Genomic DNA, 26,864 nt, shown 5'->3' with positions numbered 1-26,864 from the left:
GGGTGGCGTCGCGGCGCTTCACGCGCTCACGGCGTTGCGGCTGATCACGTGATGGTAGTACGACGCGCTGAGCTTGGGCGTGCGCACCTGGGTGTCGAAGTCGACGTGATAGATGCCGAAGCGCTGCTTGTAGCCGAACACCCACTCGAAATTGTCCAGCAGGCTCCACAGGAAGTAGCCCTTCACGGGCACGCCCTCGGACGTTGCGCGCTGCAGCTGGGCGAGATAGTTGCGCAGATACATCACGCGGTCGAGGTCGTGGACCTTGCCATCGGCGGTCAGCTTGTCGTCCGAGGAGGTGCCGTTCTCGGTGATGTAGATGGTCTGGAGATTCCAGATCTTGGCGGCGAGCTTCGGCACCCAATAGGCCGTCTCCGGACCGACCAGCAGCCAGGGTGAGCTCATGTGCGGGAACGAGGACGGCATCGGCAGCACGTCGAATCCGGCCGCGCGGTCCGACGCGACGACATAGGCTTGCGGCGCGTAGATGTTGAGGCCGACGAAATCGACCGGCGCCGAAATGATCTTCAGTTCGTCGGCGGTGAATTTCGGCGCATCCTTGCCGGACCACGCCAGGAAACCCTCCGTGTAGCGCCCCTCGAGGATGACGTTGAGGAAGCCGGCATTCAATTCGCGCGTCGCGATCTCGGCGGCGCGGATGTTCTCCGGCGTGTCGATCGCCGGCAGGCAGGCCGTGATGTTCTCGGCCATGCCGACGCGCATGCCGGCGCGTCCGCCGGAGCGGATGGCCTGGACGGCGAGACCGTGCGCCAGCGCCACGTGATGGCGCGCCTGGTTGACCTGCTGCTGCGGCAGCTTCAGCCCGGGCGCGTCGACGCCGAGGCCATAGCCGAACGGAACGAAGCGGCCGCATTCGTTGATGGTGAAGATGGTCTTCACACGGTCGCCGAGATGCTCGGCGACGTAGCCCGCATAGTGCGCAAAGGCCCTGGCCGTGTCGACCGAGAGCCAGCCGCCGACCCGGTCCTGCAGCGCCTGCGGCAGATCCCAATGATACAGCGTTGCGTACGGCGTGATGCCGTTGGCCAGGAGCTCGTCGACGAGGCGGTTGTAGAAGTCGAGGCCCTTCGGATTGGGAGTCAGCCCCCCGTCGGGAAACAGCCGGGGCCAGGCGATCGAGAACCGATAGGCCCGGCAGCCGAGCTCCTTGATCAGCCGCACGTCGTCCTTGTAGCGGTTGTAGTGATCGCAGGCGACGTCGCCGGTGCTGCCGTCCTCGATGTTGCCCTGCAAATGCGTGAACACGTCCCAGATCGACGGCCCACGGCCATCGGCCGTGGCCCCGCCCTCGATCTGGTACGACGACGTCGCCGTCCCCCACACGAAATCGGCGGGAAACCGCCGCCCGGCATCCTCCTTCACCGCGCCCTCCTCCGCTTGCGCCGGGCCATTGGCCGCCCCGAGGGCGGCCAGCCCGGCCAGCTTTGCAAGATCACGGCGGGAGACGTCGTTCGGCATTGATGAACCTCAAACCTCTGTTGCTATCGTGCCCGATCGGGACGGCGAAAGCATTACGAACCATATCTGCGCTCCGATTTGAACAGCCCGAGGTGGCGGCAAGGGAGCGGCCTCGATCACATCTGCGTCCGGAATCGGCGCGTCAATGACCGACGGCGCCGCGCTCGGCATTGTGACCGCCGCACGGCTGCGGCGGCGTTGAAACGCGACTGCTCGCACCGTCGGTTTGTAACGTCCTCGGCTCGACAGCGGTGCCGGATTACGCCTATGGTTGTGCCATGACGGATCACGACCACCATCACGACCACCATCACGACCATCCGCACGATCACTCGGACCTGTCCGAGACCGATCTGCGGGTCCGCGCGCTCGAAAGCATCCTGACCGAGAAGGGATATATCGATCCCGCTGCGCTCGACGTGCTCATCGAGACCTATGAGAGCAAGGTCGGTCCCCGCAACGGCGCCCAGGTCGTGGCGCGGGCCTGGACCGATCCGGCTTATCGGGCACGCCTTCTTGCCGACGCCACGCCGGCGATCGGCGAGCTCGGCTATGCCGGCCGCCAGGGCGAGCACATCGTGGCGGTCAAGAACACGCCGGATCTGCACAACATGGTCGTGTGCACGCTGTGCTCCTGCTATCCGTGGCCCGTGCTCGGCCTGCCGCCGGTCTGGTACAAGTCGGCGCCCTATCGCGCCAAGGCGGTGAAGGATCCGCGCGGCGTCTTGAAGGATTTCGGCTTCGACTTGCCGCCGACAACGAAGATCCGGGTGTGGGATTCGACGGCCGAGGTCCGCTATTTCGTGCTGCCGATGCGTCCCGCGGGGACCGACGGCTGGAGCGCGGAGCGGCTCGCCGAGCTCGTCACGCGCGACAGCATGATCGGCACCGGCCTGCCGAAGCAACCGCACGAGGTCGGCCGCTGATGGATGGTGCGCATGACATGGGCGGCGTCGCCGGCTTCGGTCCGGTCCGCCCCGAGCCGAACGAGCCGGTGTTTCACGCCGAATGGGAGCGCCGTGCGTTCGCCATGACGCTGGCGATGGCGACCCCCGGCGGCTGGAACATCGACATGTCGCGGTTCGCGCGCGAGAACCGTCCGCCGGACGACTACCTCGGCATGAGCTACTACCAGATCTGGCTCGCGGGCCTGGAACGGCTGATGCAGGAGCGGCATCTGGTCGACGCCGATGAGATCGCCGCCGGCAAGGTGCTGCATCCGGCCAAGCCCGTCGCCAAGATCCTCACTGCAGATGCCGTCGCGCCGACACTGCGTCGCGGTGGCCCGACCGCACGCGTGGCGACGCAGCCGGCGCTGTTCGCCGTCGGCGACAGTGTACGGGCCAAGGACATCCATCCGTCGACGCACACGCGGCTGCCGCGCTACGTGCGGGGCCATCTCGGCCGCGTCGCGGCGGTCAGAGGCATGCACGTGTTTCCGGACAGCAACGCCCATGGCGGCGGCGAAGATCCGCAATGGCTCTACACGGTGGCGTTCAGCGGTGCCGAGCTGTGGGCCGATGCGCCCGATCCGCTGCTGGAGGTTACGGTCGACGCTTTCGAGCCCTATCTGGAGCCAGCCCGATGAAACCGGACCGTGAGGCGGCGGTCGCGGCGACGCGCGCCCTGCCCGGCATTCCCGTCGATGACAGCGGGCCCGTGTTTCGCGAGCCGTGGGAAGCGCACGCCTTCGCGATGGCCGTCACGCTGCACGCCCACGGGCTGTTCACCTGGCCCGAATGGGCCGCCGCGCTCGCCCAGGAGATTTCACGCGCGCAAGCGGCCGGCGACGCCGATTGCGGCGATACGTATTATCGACACTGGCTGGCGACGCTCGAACGTCTGGTCGCCGAGAAGGGCGTCACCTCCGCCGATGCGCTCGCGCGCTACCGCGACGCCTGGGATCACGCGGCCGATCGCACCCCACATGGCAAGCCCATCGAGCTCCGGCCCGAGGATTTTGCCGGCTGAGCGTTTCGCAGGCTTCCCGAGGATGCTTAATGCCCGGTGAGCGGGCGATCCTGCTTTTGATGGTGCGGTCTTAACGGCCGGCTATTCATGCCGCGAACAGCCGTATTCGTTCGAAATTGAACATTCATCAGTGCGTCCGTAGCGTCCCGCATCTTCTTTGCCGAAGTTGAGGGGACGTTGCAAATGCCCGCGCCAGAGTTCGCCACCATCGTCGACACGCTCGCCGGCGTGCGTCAGGACTATCACGAGAAGCTCAAATCGATTCCGCAATACGAGGCCTTCCTGCTGATCGAGAGCTCGACCGAGAAGGCCGCCGGAGCCCTGCACGGCACCGAAGCGTCGGGCTCCTCCATCGCCACCGACGTGATCGACTCGCTGCAATATGCGCGCAACCGGTTCGAGCAGCACATGGCCTCGATCCCGGAATATCGCGTGCTGGTGGCGATCGACCGCGTGATCAAGGAGATCTCGCAGCATCTCGGCCTCGCGCCGCATGATGATGCGGCGGCCACGGAGAGCCTTGCCGCGGCCGCCGAACAGCCTGCCGAAGCCGCCGAGGCGGTGGCCAGCGCTGCGAGCGCCGACACGGATGCTCCCGCCGAAGAGGCCGTCGACCCGGCGCCGGAGCAGGCAGAAATGGCCGAGGACGAACCGGCCGCAGCGGAGCCGGTCGAAGCCGAGGCCCCGACCCTGCGTATCGTCGACAAGCCGGTGAAGTCGCCGTCGATCGTGCCCGCCGATCACGACGGTGCCGCCCACGACGACGACATCGTGGTGCTGAACGCGCCTGCCTGGGAGAAGAGCGGCAAGGACGCCAATCACGACATCACCGCGCGCCTCGTCGCGCAGGCGGCCTCCGCCGCAGCCAGTGAGGCCGATGACGGCCACGACCTCGCCGATGCGGATCTCGTCATCGTCAGCCAGCGTGAGCCGTCGGACAACGAAGCCGCCTGAGCGCTCGCCTGTCGCGCAACTCTCCGCGGGGCCCGAAGGCCCCGCTTCCGATTCAGGATGGCCCGCCCGCCGCGATGTATTCGCGCCATCCTTTGGCGCGCAGCTCGCAGGCGGGACACTGTCCGCAGCCATGCCCCCAATCGTGCCGTGCGCCGCGCTCGCCGAGATAACAGGTGTGCGACCGGTCGCGGATCAGGTCCACGAGCCCGGTGCCGCCGAGATCATGCGCCAACTGCCAGGTCGCGGCCTTCGACAGCCACATCAGCGGCGTGTGCAGCTCGAACGCGCGCGCCATGCCCAGGCTCAGCGCGCTCTGCAGCGCCTTGATGGTTTCGTCGCGGCAGTCAGGATAGCCCGAATAGTCCGTCTCGCACATGCCGCCGACGATGTGGCGGATGCCGCGGCGATAGGCGAGCGCCGCCGCAAAGGTCAGGAACACCAGATTGCGGCCCGGCACGAAGGTGTTGGGCAGGCCGTCAGCGCCCATCTCGATCGCGACGTCGCGCGTCAGCGCCGTCTCGGAGATCGCAGCCAGCGTTGGAATGTCCAGCGTGTGGCTGTCACCGAGCTTGGCCGCCCAGTCGGGACGCAGGCGCGCGATGCCCTCGACCAGCCGGTCGCGGCAGGCGAGCTCGATCGCATGGCGCTGGCCGTAGGCGAATCCGATCGTCTCGACGCGCGCGAAGCGGTCGAGCGCCCAGGCCAGGCACGTCGTGGAATCCTGCCCGCCCGAGAACAGCACCAGGGCTGTCGTGTCCTGCTCACTCATGGCCCCCCGCTTAGCATCATCGACGGGTCGGGCCAACCCGCGGAGCGATCCCGCGTAATCGACCTTTTTGCTGGGAGCCGCGCGCGGCTTGGGGCATACAGGACACGATCGAACGATGCTGTCAGGACCTGCCCATGATCCCCTCCCGCGACATCTCACGCCTGATCGAGATCATGGCGGCGCTGCGCACGCCGGTCACCGGCTGCCCGTGGGATATCGAGCAGACGTTCCGGACCATCGCGCCCTACACCATCGAGGAAGCCTATGAGGTGGCCGACGCGATTACGCGCGACGATCTCGACGATCTGCGCGAGGAGCTCGGCGATCTCCTGCTGCAGGTGGTCTATCACGCCCGCATCGCCGAAGAACAAGGCGCATTTGCATTCGGCGACGTCGTCGAGAGCATCACGACGAAGATGATCCGCCGCCATCCGCATGTGTTCCCGGACAAGGACGGCAACGTCACCCAGCCGACCAAAGGCACATGGGACCGCATCAAGGCCGAGGAGAAGGCCGAGCGCGCCGCGCGGCGGCCGCCCGAGGCGCAGACGGGCAAGTCCTCGCTGCTGTCGGGCGTCAAGGCCGGACAGCCTGCCCTGGTCCGCGCGATGGAGCTGCAGCGCAAGGCCGCGACCGTCGGCTTCGACTGGAACGATCCGCGCGCGGTGTTGCAGAAGATCCGCGAGGAAGCCGACGAGATCGAGGCCGCGCTCGACAACAAGGATGCGACCGAGCTGACCGAGGAGACCGGCGACCTCCTGTTCGCGCTGGTCAATCTTGCCCGCCATGCCGAGGTGGATCCGGAGACCGCATTGCGGGGCACCAACGCCAAGTTCGAGCGCCGTTTCGCGCACATCGAACAGGCGCTGACGGCCAAGGGCCGTACACTCGAACAAGCGTCGCTCGACGAGATGGACGAATTGTGGAACGAGGCGAAGCGACTGGAGAAGTAGCGTCCCCGTCTCCGAAGCCGTGATCAGCCGCCCTTCCGCGACAGCACGGCCTTTGCGATCTCGACGAAGCGCTGCGCGGCCGGCGACAATCCAAAGTCGGCGCGGCTCAGCAGCGAGACATGCCGATGGATCGTCGGCTGCGACAGCGGGATCGCGGCAAGCGTCGGAAATTGTGCCTTCGGCAGCATGTGCGCGGGCAGGATGCTGATGCCGGCGCCCTCCGCCGTGAGCGCCAGCGCGGTCGTGATCAGCGACACCTCCCACGCCGGCTTCAGCGCCCGCCCCGTCTGCGCCAGCGCTTCGTCGATCTGACGGCGGATGCGCGTGCCGTGACGCATCGTGATCAGATCGGAGCTCATGATGCCGTCCCATGTCAGACGGCGGTGCTTCTCGAACCGGCCGTCCTTGATGCCGATGGCCGAGAGCGGACTTTGCATCAGGGTGTCAATCCGGACCTCCGGCACGCCGTCGTCCTCGACGCTGCCGAGGCCGAACTCCGCATGCCCGGCCATCACGATCGCGAGCAGCTCGTCAGGCGCGACATCACGCAGATCGATCCTCACCTCGGGATGGCGCGATCGAAACGTCGCAAACACGCGTGGAAGCAGCGCCGACGCGACGCCCGCTGAGACCGCGATGGAAATTCGGCCGGCCTTGATCTCGGCAAGGTCGCGCATCCGCTGCGACAGCCCCTGCGTCCCCGCCAGGATGCGTTCCGCGGCGGTGATCGCCTCACGGCAGGCCGCCGTCGGGTGCAGCGCCCGCGTCGTGCGATCGAACAGCTTGAGCTGAAAGTTCTCCTCGATCTGCCGGATCAGCAGGCTGATCGCCGACTGCGTGACGCGCAGCTCGGCGGCGGCCCTGGTGATGCTGCCGAGCCGATACACCAGGACCAGGGCCTCCAATTGCCGCAAGGTCGGGGGCATTAGCTTTCCTCATGAATGAATGAGAATTTTGTGGCTAATCGAAAGAGTTTGATCATGCAACATATTTGCAAACAGCCGGCGGCTGCTGCGAAGCGCGCCAGGCAACAACAAGCACATGGGGAGGGACATTTGACGCAAGCGATCAATCTCACGCGCTACGTCGACGATCGGCCGCTGTCGGGCTTCCAGATCAGGGTGATCTGCCTGTGCGCGCTGGTCGTCGGGCTCGACGGCTTCGATGCCCAGGCGCTCGGCTTCGTCGCCCCTGCCCTCAGCAAGGATCTGCATCTGGCGCCGGGCGCGTTGGGGCCCGTGTTCGGTGCGTCCCTGTTCGGCGTGATGATCGGCTCGCTGGTGTTCGGCGCGCTGGCCGACTATCTCGGGCGCAAATGGCTCGTCGTCGCCGGGGTTCTCGTGTTCGCGCTGGGATCGCTGGCGACCACCCAGGCCACCAGCGTATCCGACCTCGTCATCATTCGGTTCCTCACCGGCCTCGGGCTCGGCGGCGTCCTGCCCAACACGATCGCGCTGACCGGCGAATATTCGCCGCAGCGTCGCAGGACCCTGTTGATCATGCTGATGTTCATGACGGTGTCGCTCGGATCGGCGATCGGCGGAGCGGTCGCGGCGAAGCTCATCACCGCCTATGGCTGGCAGATCATCTTTCTCATCGGCGGCATTCTGCCGCTCATCCTCTGTCCGGTCCTCATTATCTGGCTGCCGGAATCGCTCTCGCTGCTGGCTCTCGACGACAACAAGAATGATCGCGTGCGCGCGCTGCTGAGCCGGATCGATCCGTCGGACCGCCTCCCCGCCGACGCGCGCTTTACGATCATCGAGGAGAGCGGCAAGGGCTTCCTGCTGCCGCAGTTGTTCACCAAGCGGCGCCTGCTCCCGACCCTGCTGCTGTGGGTGATGTTCTTCATGAACATGATGGACATCTATTTCCTCAACAGCTGGCTGCCGACGCTCACACATGGTGTCGGGCTTGACGTCCAGGCGGCGATCGCCGTCGGCATCGCCTTCCAGCTCGGCGGCATGCTTGGCACCGTCGGGCTCGGCCTGCTGATCGAAAAGTTCGGCTTCGATCGCGTCCTGTTCGCGACCTACGTTGCCGGCTTCCTCTCGATCATCACCATCGGTATCGCGGGAGCCTCGTTGCCGATTCTCGTGCCGGCCGTCTTCATTGCCGGCGTCGCGGTGATCGGCGGACAGATCGGCTGCAACGCCTACGCGGCGCGCATCTATCCGACCTACATCCGCGGCACCGGCATCGGCTGGGCACTGGGCATCGGCCGCTTCGGCTCGATCCTCGGCGTCACGATCGGCGGGTTGATGCTCGCAGCGAAATGGGACGTGTCCTCGCTGTTTCAGGCCAGCGCGGTGCCGCAACTGTTCTCGGCACTGGTGATCCTGGGCCTTGCCGTCCTCGGCATGCGCGGCAGTCTTCCGACCGCCGACGACACACAGCGGGATGCGCTTTCGACAGCCGAGCGTGCCTAGGTTCAAAGCAGAAGAGAACTGACATGAAGACGATTCAAACCCAGGTGCTCATCGTGGGCGCCGGCCCGGTCGGACTGACCGCCGCCATGGATCTTGCCTCGCGCGGCATCGACGTCGTGGTCGCGGAGATCAGGCGCGCCGGAGAGCCGCCCAACGTGAAGTGCAACCACGTCTCCGCGCGCTCGATGGAGGTGTTCCGCCGCCTTGGCATCGTCCAACAAGTGCGCGAAGGCGGCCTGCCGGCCGACTTTCCCAACGACTGCGCCTATCGCACCACGGTCGTCGGCCGCGAGCTGACGCGCATCCCGATTCCGTCCCGCAAGGACCGCTATACGGCGACCGGTGGACCCGACACCGATTGGCCGACGCCCGAGCCGCCCCATCGCATCAACCAGATCTATCTCGAGCCCATCCTGTTCGCTTGCGCCGAGGCGCAACGCGGCATCACGATCCTGAACCGCGTCGAGGTCGATCGGTTCGACCAGGATGAAAACGGCGTGATCGCGCGGGCACGCGATCTCGACGCCGGCCGAGACATCACCATTTCGGCCGATTATCTGATTGGCTGCGACGGTGGCCGCTCCGCGGTGCGCAAGCTGATCGGCGCGCGGCTCAGCGGCACCGATGTCGTGCAGCGGGTGCAGTCGACCTACATCCATGCCCCTGCGCTGAAGGACCTGATCACCCAGAAGCCGGCCTGGATGACGATGTCGCTCAACCCGCGGCGCTGCGGCACCACCGTCTCCATCGACGGCCGCGACAACTGGCTGATCCACAACCACCTCGCGGCCGAGGAAGTCGAATTCGACAGTGTCGATCGCGATTGGGCGTTGCGCACCATTCTCGGTGTCGACGACCGTTTCGAGTACGAGGTCATCAGCAAGGAGGACTGGATCGGACGCCGCCTGGTGGCGGATCGCTTTCGCGATCGCCGTGCCTTCATCTGTGGCGATGCGGCGCATCTGTGGATTCCCTATGCGGGCTACGGCATGAATGCCGGGATCGCCGATGCGGTCGACCTGTGCTGGATGCTCGCCGGCGTGCTGCACGGCTGGGCTGCCCCTGCCCTGCTGGACGCCTATGAGGCGGAGCGGCAGCCGATCACCGAGCAGGTGTCGCACTTCGCGATGAACCATGCGCTCGCCGTGATGAGCCAGCGACGCAGCGTGCCTGCCGAAGTCGAAATGGACGGCCCCGTGGGCGATGAGGCGCGCCGCAAGGTGGGACAGGCCGCCTACGACCTCAACGTGCAGCAATATTGCTGCTCCGGCCTGAACTTCGGCTACTACTACGACCGGTCACCGGCCATTTCGTACGATGGCGAGACGCCGCCGCCCTACGGCATGGGCCATTTCACCGCGTCGACCGTGCCGGGCGCACGCTCCCCGCATGTGTGGCTCGCCGATGGCCGCTCGCTGCTCGACGCGCTCGGCCCGGCCTATACGCTGGTCCGGTTCGATCCAACCATCAATACCGAGGCGCTGGTCGAGGCCGCAGCCCGCCAGGGCGTTCCCTTGACGCTCGTCGACGTCGACCGGGCCAAGGGCGGCTACGACTTCGCTGACAGCCTGCTCGTGGTGCGACCGGATTCGCACATCGCCTGGCGCGGCGCGGCCGCACCTCAGGAGCCCGACGACCTGTTGGACCGCCTGCGCGGCCTCACAACCCAGGCTGAGGCCGTGCGCCGTGACAATGCCGTCGTCGCCTGATCCTCGCCAGCGCGCCATGACACGCCACACCACCGCGCACTACTTCCTCGAGGCGCTCGTCGAGAGCGGCATCGACTACATCTTTGCCAATCTCGGCACCGATCATGTCTCGCTGATCGAGGAACTTGCACGCTGGGACAGCGAAGGTCGACGGCACCCCGAGGTGATCCTGTGCCCCCACGAGGTGGTCGCGGTGCACATGGCGATGGGCTATGCGAGCGCGACCGGCCGCGGTCAGGCCGTGTTCGTCCACGTCGATGCCGGCACGGCGAACGCGTGCATGGCCATTCAGAACGCCTTTCGCTACCGGCTGCCGGTGCTGCTGTTCGCTGGGCGGGCTCCGTTCGCGCTGCATGGCGAGCTGCCGGGAGGACGTGACACCTACGTCCACTTCGTGCAGGAGAGCTTCGATCAGGGCAGCATCGTGCGGCCCTATGTCAAATGGGAATACACCCTGCCGTCGGGCGTCGTCGTCAAGGAGGCGGTGGCCCGCGCTGCCGCGTTCATGCACAGCGATCCGCCCGGCCCGGTCTACATGATGCTGCCGCGAGAAACCCTTGCCGAGACCTGGGACGAACAGGCGATGCCGGCCTACCCGGCCGCGCGCTATGGCAGCGTCAAAGCGGGAGGCATCGAGCCGGAACGCGCGCAGGCGATCGCGGACGCGCTGATGAAGGCGGACAATCCGATCGCGGTGACCGCATATCTCGGACGCAGCGCCGAGGCGGTTTCTGTGCTGGAGCGACTGGCGCTGGTCTGCGGAATCCGGGTCGCCGAGTTCAATCCCATCACGATGAACATCTGCCAGGACTCCCCTTGCTTTGCGGGCGCCGATCCTGCCGCGCTTATTGCTGGCGCCGATCTCGGACTGCTCATCGACATCGACGTCCCCTTCATTCCGCAGATGCTGAAGGCGGCCGATCGGCTGCGCTGGATCCAGATCGACATCGACGCCCTGAAGGCGGACATCCCGATGTGGGGATTTGCCACCGACCTCCGCATTCAGGGCGATTCGGCCGTCATTCTTCGGCAGGTCCTGGAGCTCGTCGTCGCACGTGCCGACGATACATATTTGAGGAAGGTGCGCGACCGGATCGCGAGCTGGCAGCCAACCCGCAAGGCCGCGCATGCGAGACATACGTCGGCGGCCGCGCAGAAAGGCTCAATCGGCGCGATCAACCCGGCCCATTTGTTCGCGCGGCTGCAGGCGCATCTGTCGGAGCACGACATCGTTGTCAACGAGGCGGTCCGCAACGCGCCGGTCCTGCAGCAGCAGCTTCGCCGCACCAGGCCGATGACCTATGTGGGCCTGGCGGGCGGCGGCCTCGGCTTCAGCGGCGGCATGGCGCTCGGACTCAAGCTCGCCAATCCCTCAGCGCGCGTGGTACAGATCGTCGGCGACGGCGCCTATCATTTCGCCGCGCCGGATTCCGTCTACGCCGTAGCGCAGCAATATCAGCTTCCGATCCTGACCGTGATCCTCGACAACAACGGCTGGCAGGCGGTGAAGGCTTCGGTTCAGCGCGTCTATCCGGACGGCGCGGCACAGCAGACCGACTCATTTCTTTCCCGGCTCTGCACCGGCCGTCAGGACGAGCAGCGTCGTCTCGCCGACATCGCCTGCGCATTCGGCGCCCATGGCGAGCGGGTCGACGATCCCGAGGCGCTCGATAAAGCCATCGAACGCTGCATCGCAGCCCTCGACGGCGGGCGCGCCGCGGTGCTGCACGTCGACATCACGCCGCTTTAGTTCGATCGATCGCGACCAAATGGCGCGGTCTGATCCGGCGCGATGGTCAGTTGTGCAGAGATGTAGACGACCAGTGCGGCCTACCCACAGCAGCAAACAACAATCCGCTCCGCCACGACATCACGTTTGACGCTATCAGCGCGTACTGCTCCTTCTGCGCAGTACCTGTGACGATTGGCAAGAAGCCCAGAGGGATCGAGGCCACGCTTCTTGACAGTCGAGCGGTACCAACGACGATCTACAACACCTCCTTGCCTACATCGAACTCGTCCCTGCAAACGAGGTCACTCTGGACGTTGTCTTGCCTGAAGGTGTCGACAGCTGTGGAATGCATCATGCCGAGCTTCGAGACAGACCAGGTAGATTTTCCAATCTGGCTAGGGACGCTTCTAGATCAGCGATTGCGCTCCCATATCGCGCGCTTGCCACGCTCCGGGCCCTAAGCAGGTGCGCCCGCGCTTCCTCCAGACGCTTCACATGCAAGCAGGCCCGCACACGGGCAGCATGTATCGGAAACCTATGCCCTCCATAGCGACTGGCGCGTTCGAAAAACCGCATTGCGAGATCCAGATCAGATCTACAACGAGCAGTCAAAGTGCCTAGCATCGTCCAGAACTCTGCTTCATCGACACCGAAGAGCACGTCGTGGCCGAACGCGTCTTGTCCAAAAAAGCGCCGCCGCGCATCCGTCAAGATGTTCGCGAGTTGGTTCGGAGCTTCGAGATCAGTCTCAAACTTGGATAACAGTGAGCTGCCACCGAAGTTTCATCCAGCAGCGTTTAGAGTCCGGGTGGGTTGTACGCCGAGTGGCGCGGGTGGAGCAACGGGCGATTGGCGGAGCTGGTCGGGGTTGCGCAGCCGATCGCCCGTTGCGGTGAGGTTGGCGGCAAAGGCCGCAGGGGTCTGGTATCTCAGCGAGGAATGCGGCCGCGCGTTGTTGTAGTCGGCAACCCAGGCGGCGAGCCTGCGCCTGGTATCATCGAGACCGAAGAACAGCGTTTCATTCAAGAACTCGTCGCGCATCCGGCCGTTGAAGCTCTCGACGAAGGCGTTCTGGATCGGCTTGCCCGGTGCGATGAAGTGCCAGTCGATCGCGTTGTCCCTGCACCAGGCCAGCATCGCGTTGCTGGTAAACTCGGTGCCGTTGTCCGAGACGATCGAGCCCGGCTTGCCGCGCCGGGCGATGATCGAGGTCAGCTCCCGCGCCACCCGCCGCCCCGAGAGCGAAGTGTCGGCAATCGCGCCCAGGCACTCCTTGGTGACGTCGTCAACGATGTTGAGGATGCGGAAGCGCCGCCCGCCTACGAACTGATCGGACACGAAGTCCAGCGACCAGCGCGCATTCGGCCTCGCATCGACCAGGATTGGCACGCGGACGCCGCAGGCCTTGCGGCGGCTGCGGCGCTTGCGCACCGTGAGCCCTTCCTCCCGGTAAAGTCGATGGACGCGGTTGATCCCGGACGGCTCGCCCTCCCGCCGCAACAGAATGAACAGCCGTCGATAGCCGAAGCGCCGCCGCTCGCTGGCGAGCTCGCGCAAGCGGCCCCGAAGCGCGGTGTCGGGGGGCCGGCGGGACCGGTAGCGGACCATCGTCCGGTCCGCTCCGACGATCGAACAGGCCCGCCGTTCCGACAGGCCCAGCTTGGCCTGCAGGTGCGCCGCCGCGGCGCGCTTGGCGGCAGGCCTTACCATTTTTTTGAGAGCAGCTCCCGCAGCGCGGCCGCATCGAGCATCTGCTCGGCCAGCAGCTTCTTCAGCTTGGCATTCTCGTCCTCGAGCGCCTTCAGCCGCTTGGCTTCGGAGACGTCCATGCCGCCGAATTTAGCCTTCCAATTGTAGAACGTCGCTTCCGAAATCCCGTGCTTCCGAGCCAGATCGGCCGTCTTCGCACCGGCCTCGTGCTCCTTCAAAACCGCGATGATCTGCTCTTCCGTGAACCGCTTTCGCTTCATCTGTCCGTCCTTCGTCAGGCCGGACTCTAAATCGTTCTGGAGGAAATTCTTAGGGGCAGGTCAACAGATTAATATCGAACCACTTTTCATCCACAATGGACCTGCAAGCAATCCAAGCCTTGAAATTGTGGGCATGATCGAATCCCTGACGCAATGCCTCCGAAAGAAACGAGAGTGCATCATTCACAATGGTCAATCCTCTGCTTCGATCTTGCGAATATGCAGCAGTCGAAGCCTCGCCTATGACGTGTGCCACACGGCTCAACGCAGGACGAAATCCGAAATCGATGCCCGTCCAAAATGCGTCTATCGACTTGGTATATTGAAATGTTTGTCGATAGAAGATTGGACGATATTTCGCAGCCGCGCCGTACTCTAAAAGCTCGGGGCTTTCTAAGGTTTGGCCTATAGCGGCTATTCGTTCATCGTACTCCGCGACCGACCTCAGGGGGAGCAATCTTGCTTTCGAGTATTCCACGAGCAAAGACTGCAGCAACGCCGACGAGGATCTAACGAGAGAAAGGCTGCGTTTCGCGCAGCGTTCAGCTTCGCTGAACGAGCGTTCTTGATGTGATTGAAGTCGCTGCAAGCGACCTCGCCACCTGACCACGGATGACTTTACAATTAAACTATACGCCAATGCGTCACGATCGTCAGCTGAACTACTGACGGAATCGAGCTTGTCGTTCAGCGACTTCGCCAGCGTTAGCTTTTTCTGTGCATCGAATACACCGTATTCATCCCTTAAGAAAAGCAGCATAAGCGAAACCGCGACGGGCACTTTTCGCGGGTCTACTATCGTTTTCAGTATAGCGATGCTCGCCTGCAGCCCCTTCTCCCATCGAGACGAGGAATAGTCGTTCTCCAACGACGTAGTTTTGAGCTCAAGTCGCGCCAGCTCCACCCATTGCACGGCAGTTTCAACCAAGGGATTGAGCGCAATGTCGCCCAGGACACGCTCTGCCTGCCGGAGAAGACTGCGCCCCTCTTTTGGTCCACTCAGGGTCGCCTCATTCATCAGGTCATATATTCGACCGACCCTGACATCTTGCGCCAACTCGTGGTGGTCGAACCTAAATGGACTACTCTGAAACAAGTCGTCCACGAATCTGGCGACGTGACGAGCCTTGTTAATGACCATCTGGAAAAGAATCGCCGGCGGGTATTCGCTCGGCTTCTCTTGATCGATCAGGTGATGGTGCTTTCGGCAAAGCAACATCAAGTTGTTTTCAGAATCGAGATCGACGTGCGGAAACGACGCCTTGAATTCGGATCGACTACCCTCATTCACCGGCAGGATGTGACAGAGTTCGCCGATCATCTCGATGTGCCCATTGGACCATCTTGCTGCGATTTCCCCACAAGCCCCGTACTCACAGCGGCCAATCGATCTCATAAAGATCGAGGTTCGGACACTCTGTCGGATTTTTTCTCTTGAGGCCATACGCGTAACCCGCATGTCGCTCGACAAAATAATCTGATTTAGACGAAAGGCGCTTCTGAACGGCGTGGCTGTTGGCAGCTCTTGATACAAGGCAATATTGAGAATTAACACGTTTTAGTTGTAAGTTTTCCATGTGTAAAGTCATCTGCGTCTATGAGCCGAGATGGCTGTGAGAGCCGTTCAATCGGCTGCCATCCATTTGATTCTGCTGCGCGATGATGCTGATGTGGCTTACTAGGCGACCGCCGGAGACGCTCAAAGAATATAGAGAATAAGCGCTCAAATCAGCTGATTTGGATGATTGCCGCTCGATCGCGGGGCAATCGATAGTGGTCGGGTACCTTTACTGTTTTACGCCACCCGCGGCACGCCGTGATAGCGCTCGACCACGATGTCGCGCTTGGTGGCGTCGACGCGCACGGTCATGTCGTAGCGGCCTTCGTTCAGCTCCTTGGCCAGCACCTCGGCGTTGCGATGCAGCCAGGAGATGCCGGCGCCGTCGGCCGCGTCGATGGTGAGATCGAGCGTGGTCCGCGCCGCCGCGAGACGGTCCTCGATCGTCTGCAGGAGCGCGTCGACGCCGTCCCCGGTCTGGGCCGAGACCAGCAGGCATGGCCGCTCCGGCGGCCGACGCCCGGCGATGTTGGCGAGGTTCTCGCGCGCTGCCTGGTCGAGACGGTCGATCTTGTTCCAAACCTCGATGATGGTGTCGGTGGCCTCGGGATCGATGCCGAGCTGGCTGAGCACCAGCTCGACATCGTGCTGCTGCGCCTCGGCATCCTCGTGCGACATGTCGCGGACGTGCAGGATCACGTCGGCCTCCAGCACCTCCTCGAGCGTGGCGCGGAAGGCGGCGACGAGCTGCGTCGGCAGGTTGGAGATGAAGCCCACGGTGTCCGACAGCATCGCCTTGCCGCCATGCGGCAGCGTGATCGCGCGCAAGGTCGGATCGAGCGTCGCGAACAGCATGTCGGCGGCCTGGACGTCGGCGCGCGTCAGGCGATTGAACAGCGTCGACTTGCCGGCATTGGTGTAGCCGACCAGCGCCACGACGCGATACGGCACGCGCTGGCGTCCGGCGCGATGCAGCCGCCGCGTCGCCTGGACCTTCTTCAACTCGTTCTCGAGCCGCGTGATGCGGTCGCCGATCAGGCGGCGGTCGGCCTCGATCTGGGTCTCGCCGGGACCGCCCATGAAGCCGAAGCCGCCGCGCTGGCGTTCGAGATGGGTCCAAGACCGCACCAGACGGCTGCGCTGATAGTTGAGATGCGCGAGCTCGACCTGCAGCGCGCCCTCCTTCGTCTTGGCGCGGCGGCCGAAGATCTCCAGGATCAAGCCGGTGCGGTCGAGCACCTTGGTGTTCCAGGCCTTCTCGAGGTTTCGCTGCTGGATCGGCGAGAGCGCGCAATCCATCACCACCAGCTCGACGCCATGGCCGGCGATCACGCCGGCAATCTCTTCGACCTTGCCCTTGCCGAGATAGGTCGCAGGGCGGATTTGCCCGATCGGCGCGAGAATAGCCTCGGCCACCGTCAGGTCGATGGCCCGCGCGAGGCCCGCCGCCTCGTCGATCCGTGCCTCGAAATCACGCATGTCGGATTGGCCTGCTTGCGCGCCATCGTCGCCGCGGCGCGCTCGCAAGTAGGGGCCGACCACGATGACGAGCCCGGTCCCCTTATTGTCATCCGGCCTCGACAGGCCGATGGTCCCTTCGCGATCGCGGGGTTCCAATCAGGTCACTCTCACGTCAGGTCACACTCACGCAGACGCGTCCTCGCCGCCCTCGAACAACTGGATCGGCGCGCCCGGCATGATGGTAGAGATCGCATGCTTGTAGACGAGCTGCGAGTGACCGTCGCGCCGGAGCAGCAGGCAGAAATTGTCGAACCATGTGACAATCCCCTGCAGTTTCACGCCATTGACCAGGAAGATCGTGAGCGGCGTCTTGGTCTTGCGGACATGGTTGAGAAAGGTGTCTTGTAGGTTTTGTGCGCGGTCGGCCGCCATTGTTGTTATCTCGCAGTCTTGTGCTTTTTCTTATTGAACCTTCGATGACCCGATCGCAGGCCCCGGATTCATCGAGGTGGCCCATGGTCCATTGAGATCCCCCTCGAGGGACCACGGGATGCCGGATTAGAAGACAGGCGAGCATATTAGGCAAGCCGCTTGCAAGGAGGCCGGTTCCAAAAGAACCGGATTCATCCGTAAAATTCCGGAAATGGACGAATTTTCCAATGTAAATTCGTCCAGTCGGCAAGTTTGGCCGAGCGGGAGCCTCAGCCGACGCCGAGCGCCTTCAGCTTGCGATGCAGGGCGGACCGCTCCATGCCCACGAACTCGGCCGTGCGCGAGATGTTGCCGGAGAAGCGGCTGATCTGGGCGATGAGATAGTCGCGCTCGAACACCTCGCGTGCCTCGCGCAACGGCAGTCCCATGATGTGCTCGCCATTGTTGCTGGTCGGCATCGCCGGCACCATCGATCCCACATCCGGCGGCAGCATGTCGGCGGTGATGATCACCTCCGGTCCGCCGGCGGCCAGAATCATGACGCGCTCGACGTTGTTGCGAAGCTGACGGACGTTGCCGGGCCACACGTGCGACTGCAGCACGGCCATGGCGTCCTGGCCGATCTGCCGCTTCGGCAGGCCGGTCGTGGCCGAAATCTGCTCCATGAAATAGTCGATCAGCTCCGGAATGTCCTCGCGGCGCTCCGACAGTGGCGGAACCCGGATCGGCACCACCGACAGACGGTGATAGAGGTCCTCGCGGAAACGCCCGGCGGCAATCTCCTCCTCGAGATTCCGTGCGGTCGAGGAGATGATGCGCACGTCGACGTGCACCTTGGTGGTGCCGCCGGCGCGCTGGAACGTCTGGTCGACCAGCACGCGCAGGATCTTGTTCTGCGTCTCGCGCGGCATGTCGGCGATCTCGTCGACGAACAGCGTGCCGCCGTGGGCCTCTTCGAGCGCGCCGGTCTTGCGCGCCTGCTCGCCATTGGACTGCTCGATGCCGAACAGCTCCTCCTCCATCCGCTCCGGCGTGATCGCGGCGGCGTTGATGACGACGAACGGGCCCTCGGAGCGCGGCGACTGAGCGTGCAGCGAACGCGCGGCGAGCTCCTTGCCCGAGCCGGGAGGGCCGACGATCAGGATGCGGCTGTTGGCCTTGGCGGCGCGCTCGATGGTCTGGCGCAACTGGTTCATCGATGGCGAGCGGCCGGTCATGCTGCTCGCGGTCGGCGCCAGCTGCTTGAGCTCGCGAACCTCGCGCTTCAGCCGGGAATTCTCCAGCGCACGCGTGGCAACCAGAATCAGCCGGTCGGACTTGAACGGCTTCTCGATGAAGTCATAGGCGCCGCGCTTGATCGCGGCGACCGCCGTTTCGATGTTGCCGTGGCCGGAGATCATCACGACCGGCAGGTCGGGATGGTCCTTCTTGATCTGCTCGAGGAGCTGCAGACCGTCGAGCTTGGAGCCCTGCAGCCAGATGTCCAGGAACACCAGGTTGGGACGGCGGCTCGTGATCTCCGCGAGCGCCGAATCGCTGTCGCGCGCGGTTCGCGTCGTGAAGCCTTCGTCATCCAGGATGCCGGCGACCAGCTCCCGGATATCGGCTTCATCGTCGACAATCAGAATATCACTCGCCATGGGTCACGCCTGTCTCGTCAGCTGCCGGTTGCGGCTTGGATTTTTGGTTCATCATTGGTCGTTTGAACCGTGTCAGCGGTTTCGCCGCCAACCTCGGTCTTCTGCGCATTGTCAGACGCCGCCGCCTGCTCCTTCGCGCCCGTCTTCGCGGCTTGGCCGGAGACGGCAAAGCGCAGCCGCATCCAGGCGCCGCGCTGGCCGGGACGGAAATCGGACGCGTCCTTCAGCTCGAGCTTGCCGCCATGGTCTTCCAGCACGCGGCCGACGATCGCGAGCCCGAGGCCGGTGCCCTTGGCGCGCGTCGTGACATAGGGCTCGAGCAGCCGCTGTCGCGCCACCTTCGGCAGGCCGATGCCATTGTCGATGACGTCGATCAGCACGTCCTCGCCCTCGCGCGAGGCGACCACGTCGATACGGCCCTTGCCGAGCTCCGCCTCTGGCACCACCTCGATCGCCTCGGTGGCGTTCTTGATGATGTTGGTCAGCGCCTGCGAGATCAGGCGGCGATCGAACTGCGCGCGCAAGGGGTCCTGCTTGATCTCGGTCTCGATGTCGATCTCGGGATGCGCGACCTTCATCAGGAACACGGCCTGCCGCACGGTGTCGGCGACGTCCTCGCCTTCCATCACCGGCTTCGGCATCCGCGCGAACCGCGAGAACTCGTCGACCATTCGCCTGATGTCGTCGACCTGCCGCACGATCGTCTCGGTACATTGCTCAAATATCGCCTTGTCCTCGGTGATGACCTTGCCGAATTTGCGGCGAATTCGCTCTGCGGACAGTTGAATTGGCGTCAGCGGATTCTTGATCTCATGCGCGATGCGCCGCGCGACGTCGCCCCAGGCCGAGGTGCGCTGCGCCGACACCAGCTCGGTGATGTCGTCGAGCGTGATGATGTAGCTGTCGCGCGCCTGGTTGGTCTGCTCGGCGGTGACGCGCACCGACAGATTGCGCTCGTGGCCGTCGCGCTGGATCGTGATCTGACCCTGCACCAGCCGCTGCTTGCCCTCGCGCGCCGTCTTCATCATGTCGTCGAGCTCGGGCAGCACGTCGGAGAGCGGATGATCGAGCACCTCCTGCTCGGCATGTCCGATCAGCTTCTCGGCCGAGCGGTTGAGGATGCCGACGCTGCCAGAGGCATCGACGCCGATGATGCCGGCGGAGGCCGACGACAGTACCGCCTCGATGAAGCGGCGCCGGCTGTCGATCAATTCGCTGGCGCTGACCAGCTCGTCGCGCTGCGTGCGCAGCTCCTGCGTCATCTTGTTGAAGGTCTGGCCGAGCTGGGCGAGATCGCCCTCCGAGCGATGCACCGGGACCTGGACGTTGAGATCGCCGGTCGACACGGTGTTGGCGGCATTCATCAATTGCCGGATCGGCGCCACCAGCCAGTTGGCGAAGTTCAGCCCGATCAGCACCGAGGCCATCAGGATGGTCAGCGCGATCACCGCGAACATCAGCGCGAAGGCGATCTGGATGCCGAAGCGGCGCGCCTCGACCTGGGCGTATTCGGCGACCGACAGCTCGGTCTGCTTGAGCTGCTCGACGACCTGCGGATCGAGCGGACGCGCGACGTAGAGGAAGGTGTCGTTGAATGCGCGCAGCCGGATCACCGCGGCGACGTAGTTCGACTCCGGCAGGACCGCGATCTCGGGCTCCTCCTCCCGGACATTGTTGAGGAACTCGGGTGCCGGCGGCGAATAGGCCAGTTGCACCCCGCCGGTCTCGGCCCAGACGATCGGATTGGTGTTCTTGTCGATGATCATCGCGCCCGGCAGGTTGCGCGAGGCGGCGCTGGTGGTGAGCAGCTCGCGGAAGCTGGCGCGGTCCTGGTCGAACAGCGGCCGCGCGCGTGCGATGTCGGTCGCCATGCCGATGATGTCGCCGCGGATGAACTGCGCGTGCTCCTGCATGTAGGCGCGCGCGATGGTCAGCGAGTTCTGGATCGCGACTTTCGCTGGTCCGGAGAACAGCCGGTCGAGGCCGCGATCGATGGTGACGTTGGCCGCCACGGCGACCAGCACCGCCGGCAGGACCGCGATCACCGAGAACAGGCTGACGATCTGGACGTGCAGCCGTGCCGCCGCCCGGCCGCGCCGGCGGGCCTGCACCACCTGCCAGACCTCGCGGATGATGATCCCGACCAGGACCAGGATCGTTCCGGCGTCGATCAGGTAGAAGGTCTTGACCACGTCGGTCGTGGGCTCGACCGGGGTCAGCCCGACCAGCACGATGAAGGTGAGGAAGGCCGACAGCAGCGCGAGCGCCACCGCCACCGGCGCCAGCCAGGTGCGCCAGGTCCAGCGCCGGCCCTCGGTGGACGACGAATCGAAGGGGGTGGCCGATGTCTCTGCGCTGGTCATTCCGGCAAGGTGGGTGATACTGAACGCGGCACGTCCGGGAATCGGACTGATGCATTCCTACCACGCTGTTGCCAAATTGCGACAAATCCGCGGCGCCGGAGCGCGTCGCGGATTTGTCTACATTAATTCTCACCTGAGGCGGGTCCGAGCCCGCCGTAGAGGTATCAAATAACCGTCAAGCGCCGCTGCGGTACACTTGAATGTCGAGGTCGCGGATCTTCTTGCGCAGCGTGTTGCGATTGAGGCCGAGCAGATCGGCGGCGCGGATCTGGTTGCCGCGCGTCGCCGCCAGCGCTGCCGTCAGCAGCGGAATCTCGATCTCCTTGAGGATGCGGTGGTACAGCCCCGGCGGCGGCACGCCGTTGGGAAATCCCTGGAAGTGCGAGGACAGATAGGCCTCCACTGCTCCGCCCAGATTGTCGATCGAGGTCGGCGTGTTCGAGCCGGTGGTCACCGCCGGCGGCGCCAGCTCGCCATCGATGACTGACGCCGTGATGACGTCCTGCGGATACAGCGCGGCCAAACGCCGGGCGAGATTCTCCAGCTCGCGGACATTGCCCGGCCAGCGGTGCTGCTTGAGCCGCTCCAGCGCCGCGGCATCGAGCTTCTTCGGCGGCAGCCCGTCCTTCTCGGCCAGCGCGAAGAAGTGGCGGACGAGATCCGGCAGGTCCTCGATGCGTTCGCGCAGCGGCGGCAGCCGCAGGGGCACGACGTTGAGGCGGAAGAACAGATCTTCCCGGAAAAGCCCCTGCTGGATCAGGATGCGCAGGTCCTTGTTGGAGGCGGCGACGATGCGCACGTCGGTCTTGATCGGGGTGCGGCCGCCGACGGTGGTGTACTCGCCCTGCTGCAGCACGCGCAAAAGCCGCGTCTGCGCCTCCATCGGCATGTCGCCGATCTCGTCCAGGAATAAGGTGCCGCCCTCGGCCTGCTCGAAGCGGCCGGAGGCGCGGGTGTTGGCACCGGTGAAGGCGCCGCGCTCGTGCCCGAACAGTTCCGATTCAATCAGGTCGCGCGGGATCGCCGCCATGTTGACCGCGACGAACGGCCCGTTGCGGCGCTTGCCGTAATCGTGCAGCGCGCGCGCCACCAGCTCCTTGCCGGTGCCGCTCTCGCCCGAGATCATCACCGTGAGATCGGTCTGCATCAGCCGCGCCAGCACGCGGTAGATGTCCTGCATCGCCGGCGAGCGGCCGACCAGCGGAATCGATTCGAACTCGCCGTCGTCGGGCTGGCTCGCCGCGCGCTCCTTCGGCTCGGCCAAGGCACGGCCGACGATCGCGATCAGCTCCTTCAGGTCGAACGGCTTCGGCAGATACTCATAGGCGCCGCGCTCCGACGCCTTGATGGCGGTCATGAAGGTGTTCTGCGCGCTCATCACGATGACCGGCAGGTTCGGCCGCATCTTCTTGATCCGCGGCAGCAGGTCGAACGCGTTCTCGTCCGGCATCACCACGTCGGTGATGACGAGATCGCCCTCGCCCTGGCTCACCCAGCGCCACAGCGTCGCGGCATTGCCGGTCAGCCGCACCTCATAGCCGGCGCGTGACAGCGCCTGGTTCAGGACCGTGCGGATGGCCGTATCGTCGTCGGCAACGAGAATGCTACCTGCAGGCATAGGTGGTCCTCAATTTGATCCCTGTGAGGCATGCAACGGCGTCCCCGAAACGTCATCGCCATGGCTGTGATTTGGGCTTTGGTCTGGTTGTTTGGTTGCGCTGTACATCGGCATCAGCACCCGGAAGGTCGTCTTGCGCGGCTGCGACTCGCACTCGATGATCCCGCCATGGTCGCCGACGATCTTCGCGACCAATGCAAGTCCGAGGCCGCTTCCGGTCGGCTTCGTGGTCACGAACGGATCGAACAGATTGGGCATCAGGTCTTCCGGCACGCCGGGGCCGTTGTCCCTGACGCAGAACTCCAGCGGCAGCGACACCCGCGACTTCTTGCCGGGCACCGACAGGCGCACGCCCGGGCGGAACGCCGTGGTGAGCTGGATCTCCGCATCGGAGCCGAGATCGACGACCGCTTCCGCGGCATTCTTGACCAAGTTCAGGAACACCTGGATCAGTTGATCCTGGTTGGCGAGCACCGGCGGCAGCGACGGATCGTAGTCCTCGACGAAGCGGATGTTGCGGGCAAAGCCCGATTGCGCCAGCCGCTTCACGTGATCGAGCACGGAATGGATGTTCACGGGCCCGCGCGCCACCGGGCGGTCGTCGCCGAACACCTCCATGCGGTCGACCAGGGTGACGATGCGGTCGGCCTCGTCGCAGATCAGCCGGGTCAGCATGCGATCCTCGGAGGAAGCCTGCTGCTCGAGGAGCTGCGCGGCGCCGCGGATGCCCGACAGCGGGTTCTTGATCTCGTGCGCGAGCATCGCGGCCAGTGCGATCACCGAGCGCGCGGCGCTGCGATGGGTGAGCTGGCGGTCCATCTTGTCGGCGATGGTGCGCTCCTGCAGCATCACCACGATATGGCCGGGCCGCTCCGGCAGCGGCGCGACGTGTAGGTCGACGAGCCGATCGGCGCCGGTGCGCGGGGTGCCAAGATCGACCTTGTACTCGTTGACCGGCGCGCTGGTGGTGCGGACCTGATCGATCAGCGCCAGCAGCGGAGAGCCGAACGGCACCAGCTTCTTCAGCGACTGCCGCTGCAGAAACTGGGTGGAGGAATCGAAGAACGATTCCGCCGCCATGTTGGCGTCCATGATCATACCGTCCGGGCCGATGACGAGGACCGGATTCGGCAGGGCGTTGAGGATGGCGTCGCCATCCGATGGAAGTCGCTTGCGCTGTTCTGCGGCTGAGCTCATGCGGCTGCACTCCAGGCAAAATCGTCGAAGGCCTCACGCAGCGCCCGATGCACCAAGGACGGCTGCTCGGACGTCAGGATACGGTCGCGCCAGGCCTTCAGTTTTTCGGCCGGCGCTTGCGCGTGCTGGGCGGCGACGTCGAGCCCCCAACTGAGATGCTTGCGGGCGTGGCGCAGGCCGACACGCGCGCCATAGTGACGGCAGATCTCGTCATAGAGCGCGGTGAGAAGACTGAGCTGCTGCGCCAGCTCCGGCGCGCCCTCTTCCGCACCGCCCTCGAGTCGGCGGCCGATCTGGCCGGGCAGCCAGGGCTGGCCTTGCGCGCCGCGCCCGATCATCACGGCATCGGCGCCGGAGGCGTCGAGCGCCTCGCGCGCGTCCTCATAGCTGGTGATGTCGCCGTTGACGACGACCGGCAGATCGATGGCGTCCTTCACGGCGCGCACCGCGCTCCAGTCGGCTTCGCCCTTGTAGAACTGCTGCCGCGTACGGCCGTGCACGGTGATCAACTGCACGCCCGCGGCCTGCGCGCGGCGCGCCAGCTCCGGCGCATTCAGGCTGCGCTCGTCCCAGCCGAGCCGCATCTTCAGGGTCACGGGCACATCGACGGCCTCGACCGTCGCCTCGATCAAGGTCAGCGCATGATCGAGATCGCGCATCAGGGCCGAGCCGGACTGGCCGCCGGTCACGTGCCGCGCCGGGCAGCCCATGTTGATGTCGATGATCTCGGCGCCGCCATCCTCGGCGACCTTCGCGCCCTCGGCCATCCAATGCGCCTCGCAGCCGGCGAGCTGCACCACATGCGGCCCCACGCCGCTCGCCTCGCAGCGCAACCGGGATATCCACCGCCCGCGCACGAGATCGTCGCTCGCAGTCATCTCGGACACCACCAGCCCGGCGCCGAGCTCGGCCGCGAGTCGGCGGAACGGCGCGTCGGTGATCCCCGACATCGGCGCGAGAATGGCCCGGTTGGCGAGCGAAACGTCGCCTATCTTCAAGGCTTTGGCTTGTGTATTGGCCGGACCGGTCACGAACGACTCTTAAAGCTCTTTGGACGCATCATCGCGTCTGCGCTGCACTCTCAAGCACAAATCTTGTGCAGTCAAGCGTCATGCCTACACTTTAGCCAAGACGATCGGCATTTCAAGTGCAGTGCAGCAAAATATGCTTGTTCGGCAGTCATGGTAAACCCGTGAGCCGCCGGATTTTTGCATGGCTCGGCAAGGTGCTCGCAGGCGGCAGGTGCGATCGCCCCCCCTCAACGCGCCAGCGGATCCCGGCGCTTGTGTCGCGATCGCAGGTGCCGTTCATGCGACGTGTGATCCTGCTCGCTTAACATCTTCTGCAGATGTAAGAAGCCGCGAACCCCATCATCCTCATCAGCATCGATACCCTGTTCCCATGACGACTTCTCAGCGGACTGCAGCCATTCTCGTCGCGGCCGGACGTGGCCTGCGCGCCGGCGCCGGCGGTCCGAAGCAATATCGCATGATCGGCGGCCGCACGGTCATCCATCGCGCGCTCGCCGCCTTCGCCGATCACCCCGAGGTGGCGGTGGTCCAGCCGGTGGTGAACCCCGACGACATCGACATCTTCAACGCAGCCGTCTTCGGCCTGCGCCACGAGGCCCCAGCGCATGGCGGTGCGACGCGACAGGCCTCGGTGCTCGCGGGCCTGGAAGCGCTGGCGCCGCACAAGCCCGACATCGTGCTGATCCACGATGCCGCGCGTCCGTTCGTCACGCCCGCCGTAATCTCGCGCGCGATTCGAGCGGCCGGCAAGACCGGCGCGGCGATTCCCGTGGTGCCGGTCACCGACACCATCAAGGAAGTCGGCACGGGCGGCGACATCACCGCGACACCGGAGCGCGCGAAGCTGCGCATCGCCCAGACGCCGCAGACCTTCAAGTTCGACACGATCCTGGAGGCACACCGCCGCGCCGCGCGCGACGGCCTCACCGAGTTCACAGATGATGCGGCGATCGCCGAATGGGCGGGATTGACCGTCGCGACCTTTGAGGGCGATGTTGCCAACATGAAGCTCACCACACCGGAAGATTTCGTGCGCGAGGAAGCGCGCCTTGCCGCGCAGCTCGGCGACGTCCGGACCGGCACCGGCTACGACGTCCACGCCTTCGGCGAAGGCGACCATGTCTGGCTGTGCGGCCTGCGCGTGCCGCATAGCAAGGGGTTCCTTGCCCACTCCGACGGTGACGTCGGTCTGCACGCTCTGGTTGATGCAATTTTGGGCGCCCTGGCCGATGGCGACATCGGCTCGCACTTCCCACCCTCCGACATGAAGTGGAAAGGCGCCGCATCCGACCAGTTCTTGAAATACGCCATCGAGCGCGTGACCGCGCGCGGCGGCCGCGTTGCCAATCTCGAGGTCACGATGATCTGCGAGCGCCCGAAGATCGGCCCGCTGCGCGACCAGATGCGCGCCCGCATCGCCGAGATCACCGGCGTCGACATCTCGCGCATCGCGGTCAAGGCCACCACCAGCGAGCGGCTCGGCTTCACCGGCCGCGAGGAAGGCATCGCAGCGACGGCGAGCGCGACGATCCGTCTGCCGTGGAGCGCCTAGAGGCGCACCACCCTGTCACCGTTCATGGAGCTTTCGATCTGACGGT

The 26,864-nt window shown here is 65.0% G+C and carries 21 protein-coding genes; 9 read left to right on the top strand and 12 right to left on the bottom strand.

Annotated features, from left to right (window positions below; genetic code table 11):
• Positions 1-18: 18 nt before the first annotated feature.
• Positions 19-1,479 carry a GH1 family beta-glucosidase gene (locus QX094_RS26450; protein ID WP_315711917.1) on the bottom strand — a complete coding sequence of 487 codons (1,461 nt, stop codon included), beginning with the start codon at positions 1,477-1,479 and terminating at the stop codon, positions 19-21.
• Positions 1,480-1,757: 278 nt separating this feature from the next.
• On the opposite strand from QX094_RS26450, the gene nthA reads away from it, so the two are divergent.
• From nthA to QX094_RS26430, 4 genes are all read left to right on the top strand, one after another.
• Positions 1,758-2,405 carry a nitrile hydratase subunit alpha gene (gene nthA / locus QX094_RS26445; protein ID WP_316167989.1) on the top strand — a complete coding sequence of 216 codons (648 nt, stop codon included), beginning with the start codon at positions 1,758-1,760 and terminating at the stop codon, positions 2,403-2,405.
• Positions 2,405-3,067: a nitrile hydratase subunit beta gene (gene nthB / locus QX094_RS26440; RefSeq protein ID WP_316175397.1), complete on the top strand. Its 663-nt coding sequence runs from the start codon at positions 2,405-2,407 to the stop codon at positions 3,065-3,067. Before nthA ends, nthB begins: the two co-directional genes overlap by 1 nt.
• Positions 3,064-3,450: a nitrile hydratase accessory protein gene (locus QX094_RS26435; protein WP_315827601.1), complete on the top strand. Its 387-nt coding sequence runs from the start codon at positions 3,064-3,066 to the stop codon at positions 3,448-3,450. The genes nthB and QX094_RS26435 overlap by 4 nt, the downstream gene beginning before the upstream one ends.
• Before the next feature lie 183 nt (positions 3,451-3,633).
• Positions 3,634-4,404: a hypothetical protein gene (locus QX094_RS26430; protein WP_316167991.1), complete on the top strand. Its 771-nt coding sequence runs from the start codon at positions 3,634-3,636 to the stop codon at positions 4,402-4,404.
• 52 nt (positions 4,405-4,456) lie between these two features.
• Here QX094_RS26430 and queC read toward each other — a convergent pair whose 3' ends face one another.
• On the bottom strand, positions 4,457-5,173 hold the full coding sequence (queC, locus tag QX094_RS26425; RefSeq protein WP_316167993.1) for a 7-cyano-7-deazaguanine synthase QueC: 717 nt from the start codon (positions 5,171-5,173) through the stop codon (positions 4,457-4,459).
• A gap of 134 nt (positions 5,174-5,307) precedes the next feature.
• On the opposite strand from queC, the gene mazG reads away from it, so the two are divergent.
• The gene (gene mazG / locus QX094_RS26420) at positions 5,308-6,126 is read left to right on the top strand and encodes a nucleoside triphosphate pyrophosphohydrolase (RefSeq protein WP_315711907.1); all 819 of its coding nucleotides are present in this window, start codon (positions 5,308-5,310) and stop codon (positions 6,124-6,126) included.
• A gap of 23 nt (positions 6,127-6,149) precedes the next feature.
• Here the strand turns inward: mazG and QX094_RS26415 are convergent, their stop codons facing one another.
• The gene (locus QX094_RS26415) at positions 6,150-7,052 is read right to left on the bottom strand and encodes a LysR family transcriptional regulator (protein WP_315711905.1); all 903 of its coding nucleotides are present in this window, start codon (positions 7,050-7,052) and stop codon (positions 6,150-6,152) included.
• Between the two features lie 129 nt (positions 7,053-7,181).
• Between QX094_RS26415 and QX094_RS26410 the strand changes: the two genes are divergently transcribed.
• The 3 genes from QX094_RS26410 to QX094_RS26400 are packed head-to-tail and all read left to right on the top strand — an operon-like array spanning position 7,182 to position 12,014.
• Positions 7,182-8,555: an MFS transporter gene (locus QX094_RS26410; protein ID WP_315711903.1), complete on the top strand. Its 1,374-nt coding sequence runs from the start codon at positions 7,182-7,184 to the stop codon at positions 8,553-8,555.
• 23 nt (positions 8,556-8,578) lie between these two features.
• A complete protein-coding gene (locus QX094_RS26405) occupies positions 8,579-10,264 on the top strand; it encodes an FAD-dependent oxidoreductase (protein ID WP_315711902.1) in 1,686 nt (561 codons plus the stop codon).
• Between the two features lie 16 nt (positions 10,265-10,280).
• Complete coding sequence (locus QX094_RS26400; RefSeq protein ID WP_315711901.1) at positions 10,281-12,014, top strand: thiamine pyrophosphate-requiring protein; 1,734 nt, start codon at positions 10,281-10,283, stop codon at positions 12,012-12,014.
• A 765-nt stretch (positions 12,015-12,779) separates the two neighbouring features.
• Here QX094_RS26400 and QX094_RS26395 read toward each other — a convergent pair.
• The 9 genes from QX094_RS26395 to dusB all read right to left on the bottom strand — a co-directional run bounded on the left by QX094_RS26395 (position 12,780) and on the right by dusB (position 25,185).
• A protein-coding gene (locus tag QX094_RS26395) for an IS3 family transposase (RefSeq protein WP_316187580.1) occupies positions 12,780-13,966 on the bottom strand; the annotation gives its coding sequence in 2 pieces (ribosomal slippage) (positions 12,780-13,705 and positions 13,705-13,966; 1,188 coding nt in all).
• A gap of 49 nt (positions 13,967-14,015) precedes the next feature.
• Positions 14,016-15,287, bottom strand: coding sequence for an HNH endonuclease signature motif containing protein (locus QX094_RS26390; protein ID WP_316188344.1), 1,272 nt, complete (start codon positions 15,285-15,287; stop codon positions 14,016-14,018).
• A 474-nt stretch (positions 15,288-15,761) separates the two neighbouring features.
• A complete protein-coding gene (hflX, locus tag QX094_RS26385) occupies positions 15,762-17,141 on the bottom strand; it encodes a GTPase HflX (protein ID WP_315711897.1) in 1,380 nt (459 codons plus the stop codon).
• A gap of 27 nt (positions 17,142-17,168) precedes the next feature.
• Positions 17,169-17,417 (bottom strand): RNA chaperone Hfq, encoded by a 249-nt coding sequence (hfq, locus tag QX094_RS26380; RefSeq protein WP_006613906.1) that lies wholly within the window; start codon positions 17,415-17,417, stop codon positions 17,169-17,171.
• A gap of 269 nt (positions 17,418-17,686) precedes the next feature.
• Positions 17,687-19,057: a sigma-54 dependent transcriptional regulator gene (locus QX094_RS26375; RefSeq protein ID WP_315711893.1), complete on the bottom strand. Its 1,371-nt coding sequence runs from the start codon at positions 19,055-19,057 to the stop codon at positions 17,687-17,689.
• 17 nt (positions 19,058-19,074) lie between these two features.
• Positions 19,075-21,420, bottom strand: a complete 2,346-nt coding sequence (locus QX094_RS26370) for a PAS domain-containing sensor histidine kinase (RefSeq protein ID WP_315751121.1) — start codon at positions 21,418-21,420, stop codon at positions 19,075-19,077.
• A 175-nt stretch (positions 21,421-21,595) separates the two neighbouring features.
• Positions 21,596-23,038 carry a nitrogen regulation protein NR(I) gene (gene ntrC / locus QX094_RS26365; RefSeq protein WP_315711890.1) on the bottom strand — a complete coding sequence of 481 codons (1,443 nt, stop codon included), beginning with the start codon at positions 23,036-23,038 and terminating at the stop codon, positions 21,596-21,598.
• Positions 23,039-23,047: 9 nt separating this feature from the next.
• Positions 23,048-24,235 (bottom strand): nitrogen regulation protein NR(II), encoded by a 1,188-nt coding sequence (locus QX094_RS26360; RefSeq protein WP_315751120.1) that lies wholly within the window; start codon positions 24,233-24,235, stop codon positions 23,048-23,050.
• Entirely contained in the window at positions 24,232-25,185 is a 954-nt protein-coding gene (gene dusB / locus QX094_RS26355) for a tRNA dihydrouridine synthase DusB (protein WP_316185098.1), read from the bottom strand. Before dusB ends, QX094_RS26360 begins: the two co-directional genes overlap by 4 nt.
• A 451-nt stretch (positions 25,186-25,636) precedes the next feature.
• Between dusB and QX094_RS26350 the strand changes: the two genes are divergently transcribed.
• The gene (locus tag QX094_RS26350; protein WP_316185070.1) at positions 25,637-26,818 is read left to right on the top strand and encodes a bifunctional 2-C-methyl-D-erythritol 4-phosphate cytidylyltransferase/2-C-methyl-D-erythritol 2,4-cyclodiphosphate synthase; all 1,182 of its coding nucleotides are present in this window, start codon (positions 25,637-25,639) and stop codon (positions 26,816-26,818) included.
• Positions 26,819-26,864 lie beyond the last annotated feature (46 nt).

The sequence above is a fragment of the Bradyrhizobium sp. SZCCHNS1050 genome (assembly GCF_032484785.1).
Taxonomy (GTDB): Bacteria; Pseudomonadota; Alphaproteobacteria; order Rhizobiales; family Xanthobacteraceae; genus Bradyrhizobium.
The sequence above is the reverse complement of the archived record's forward strand: the minus strand, read 5'-3'. Positions and strand labels throughout refer to the sequence as shown.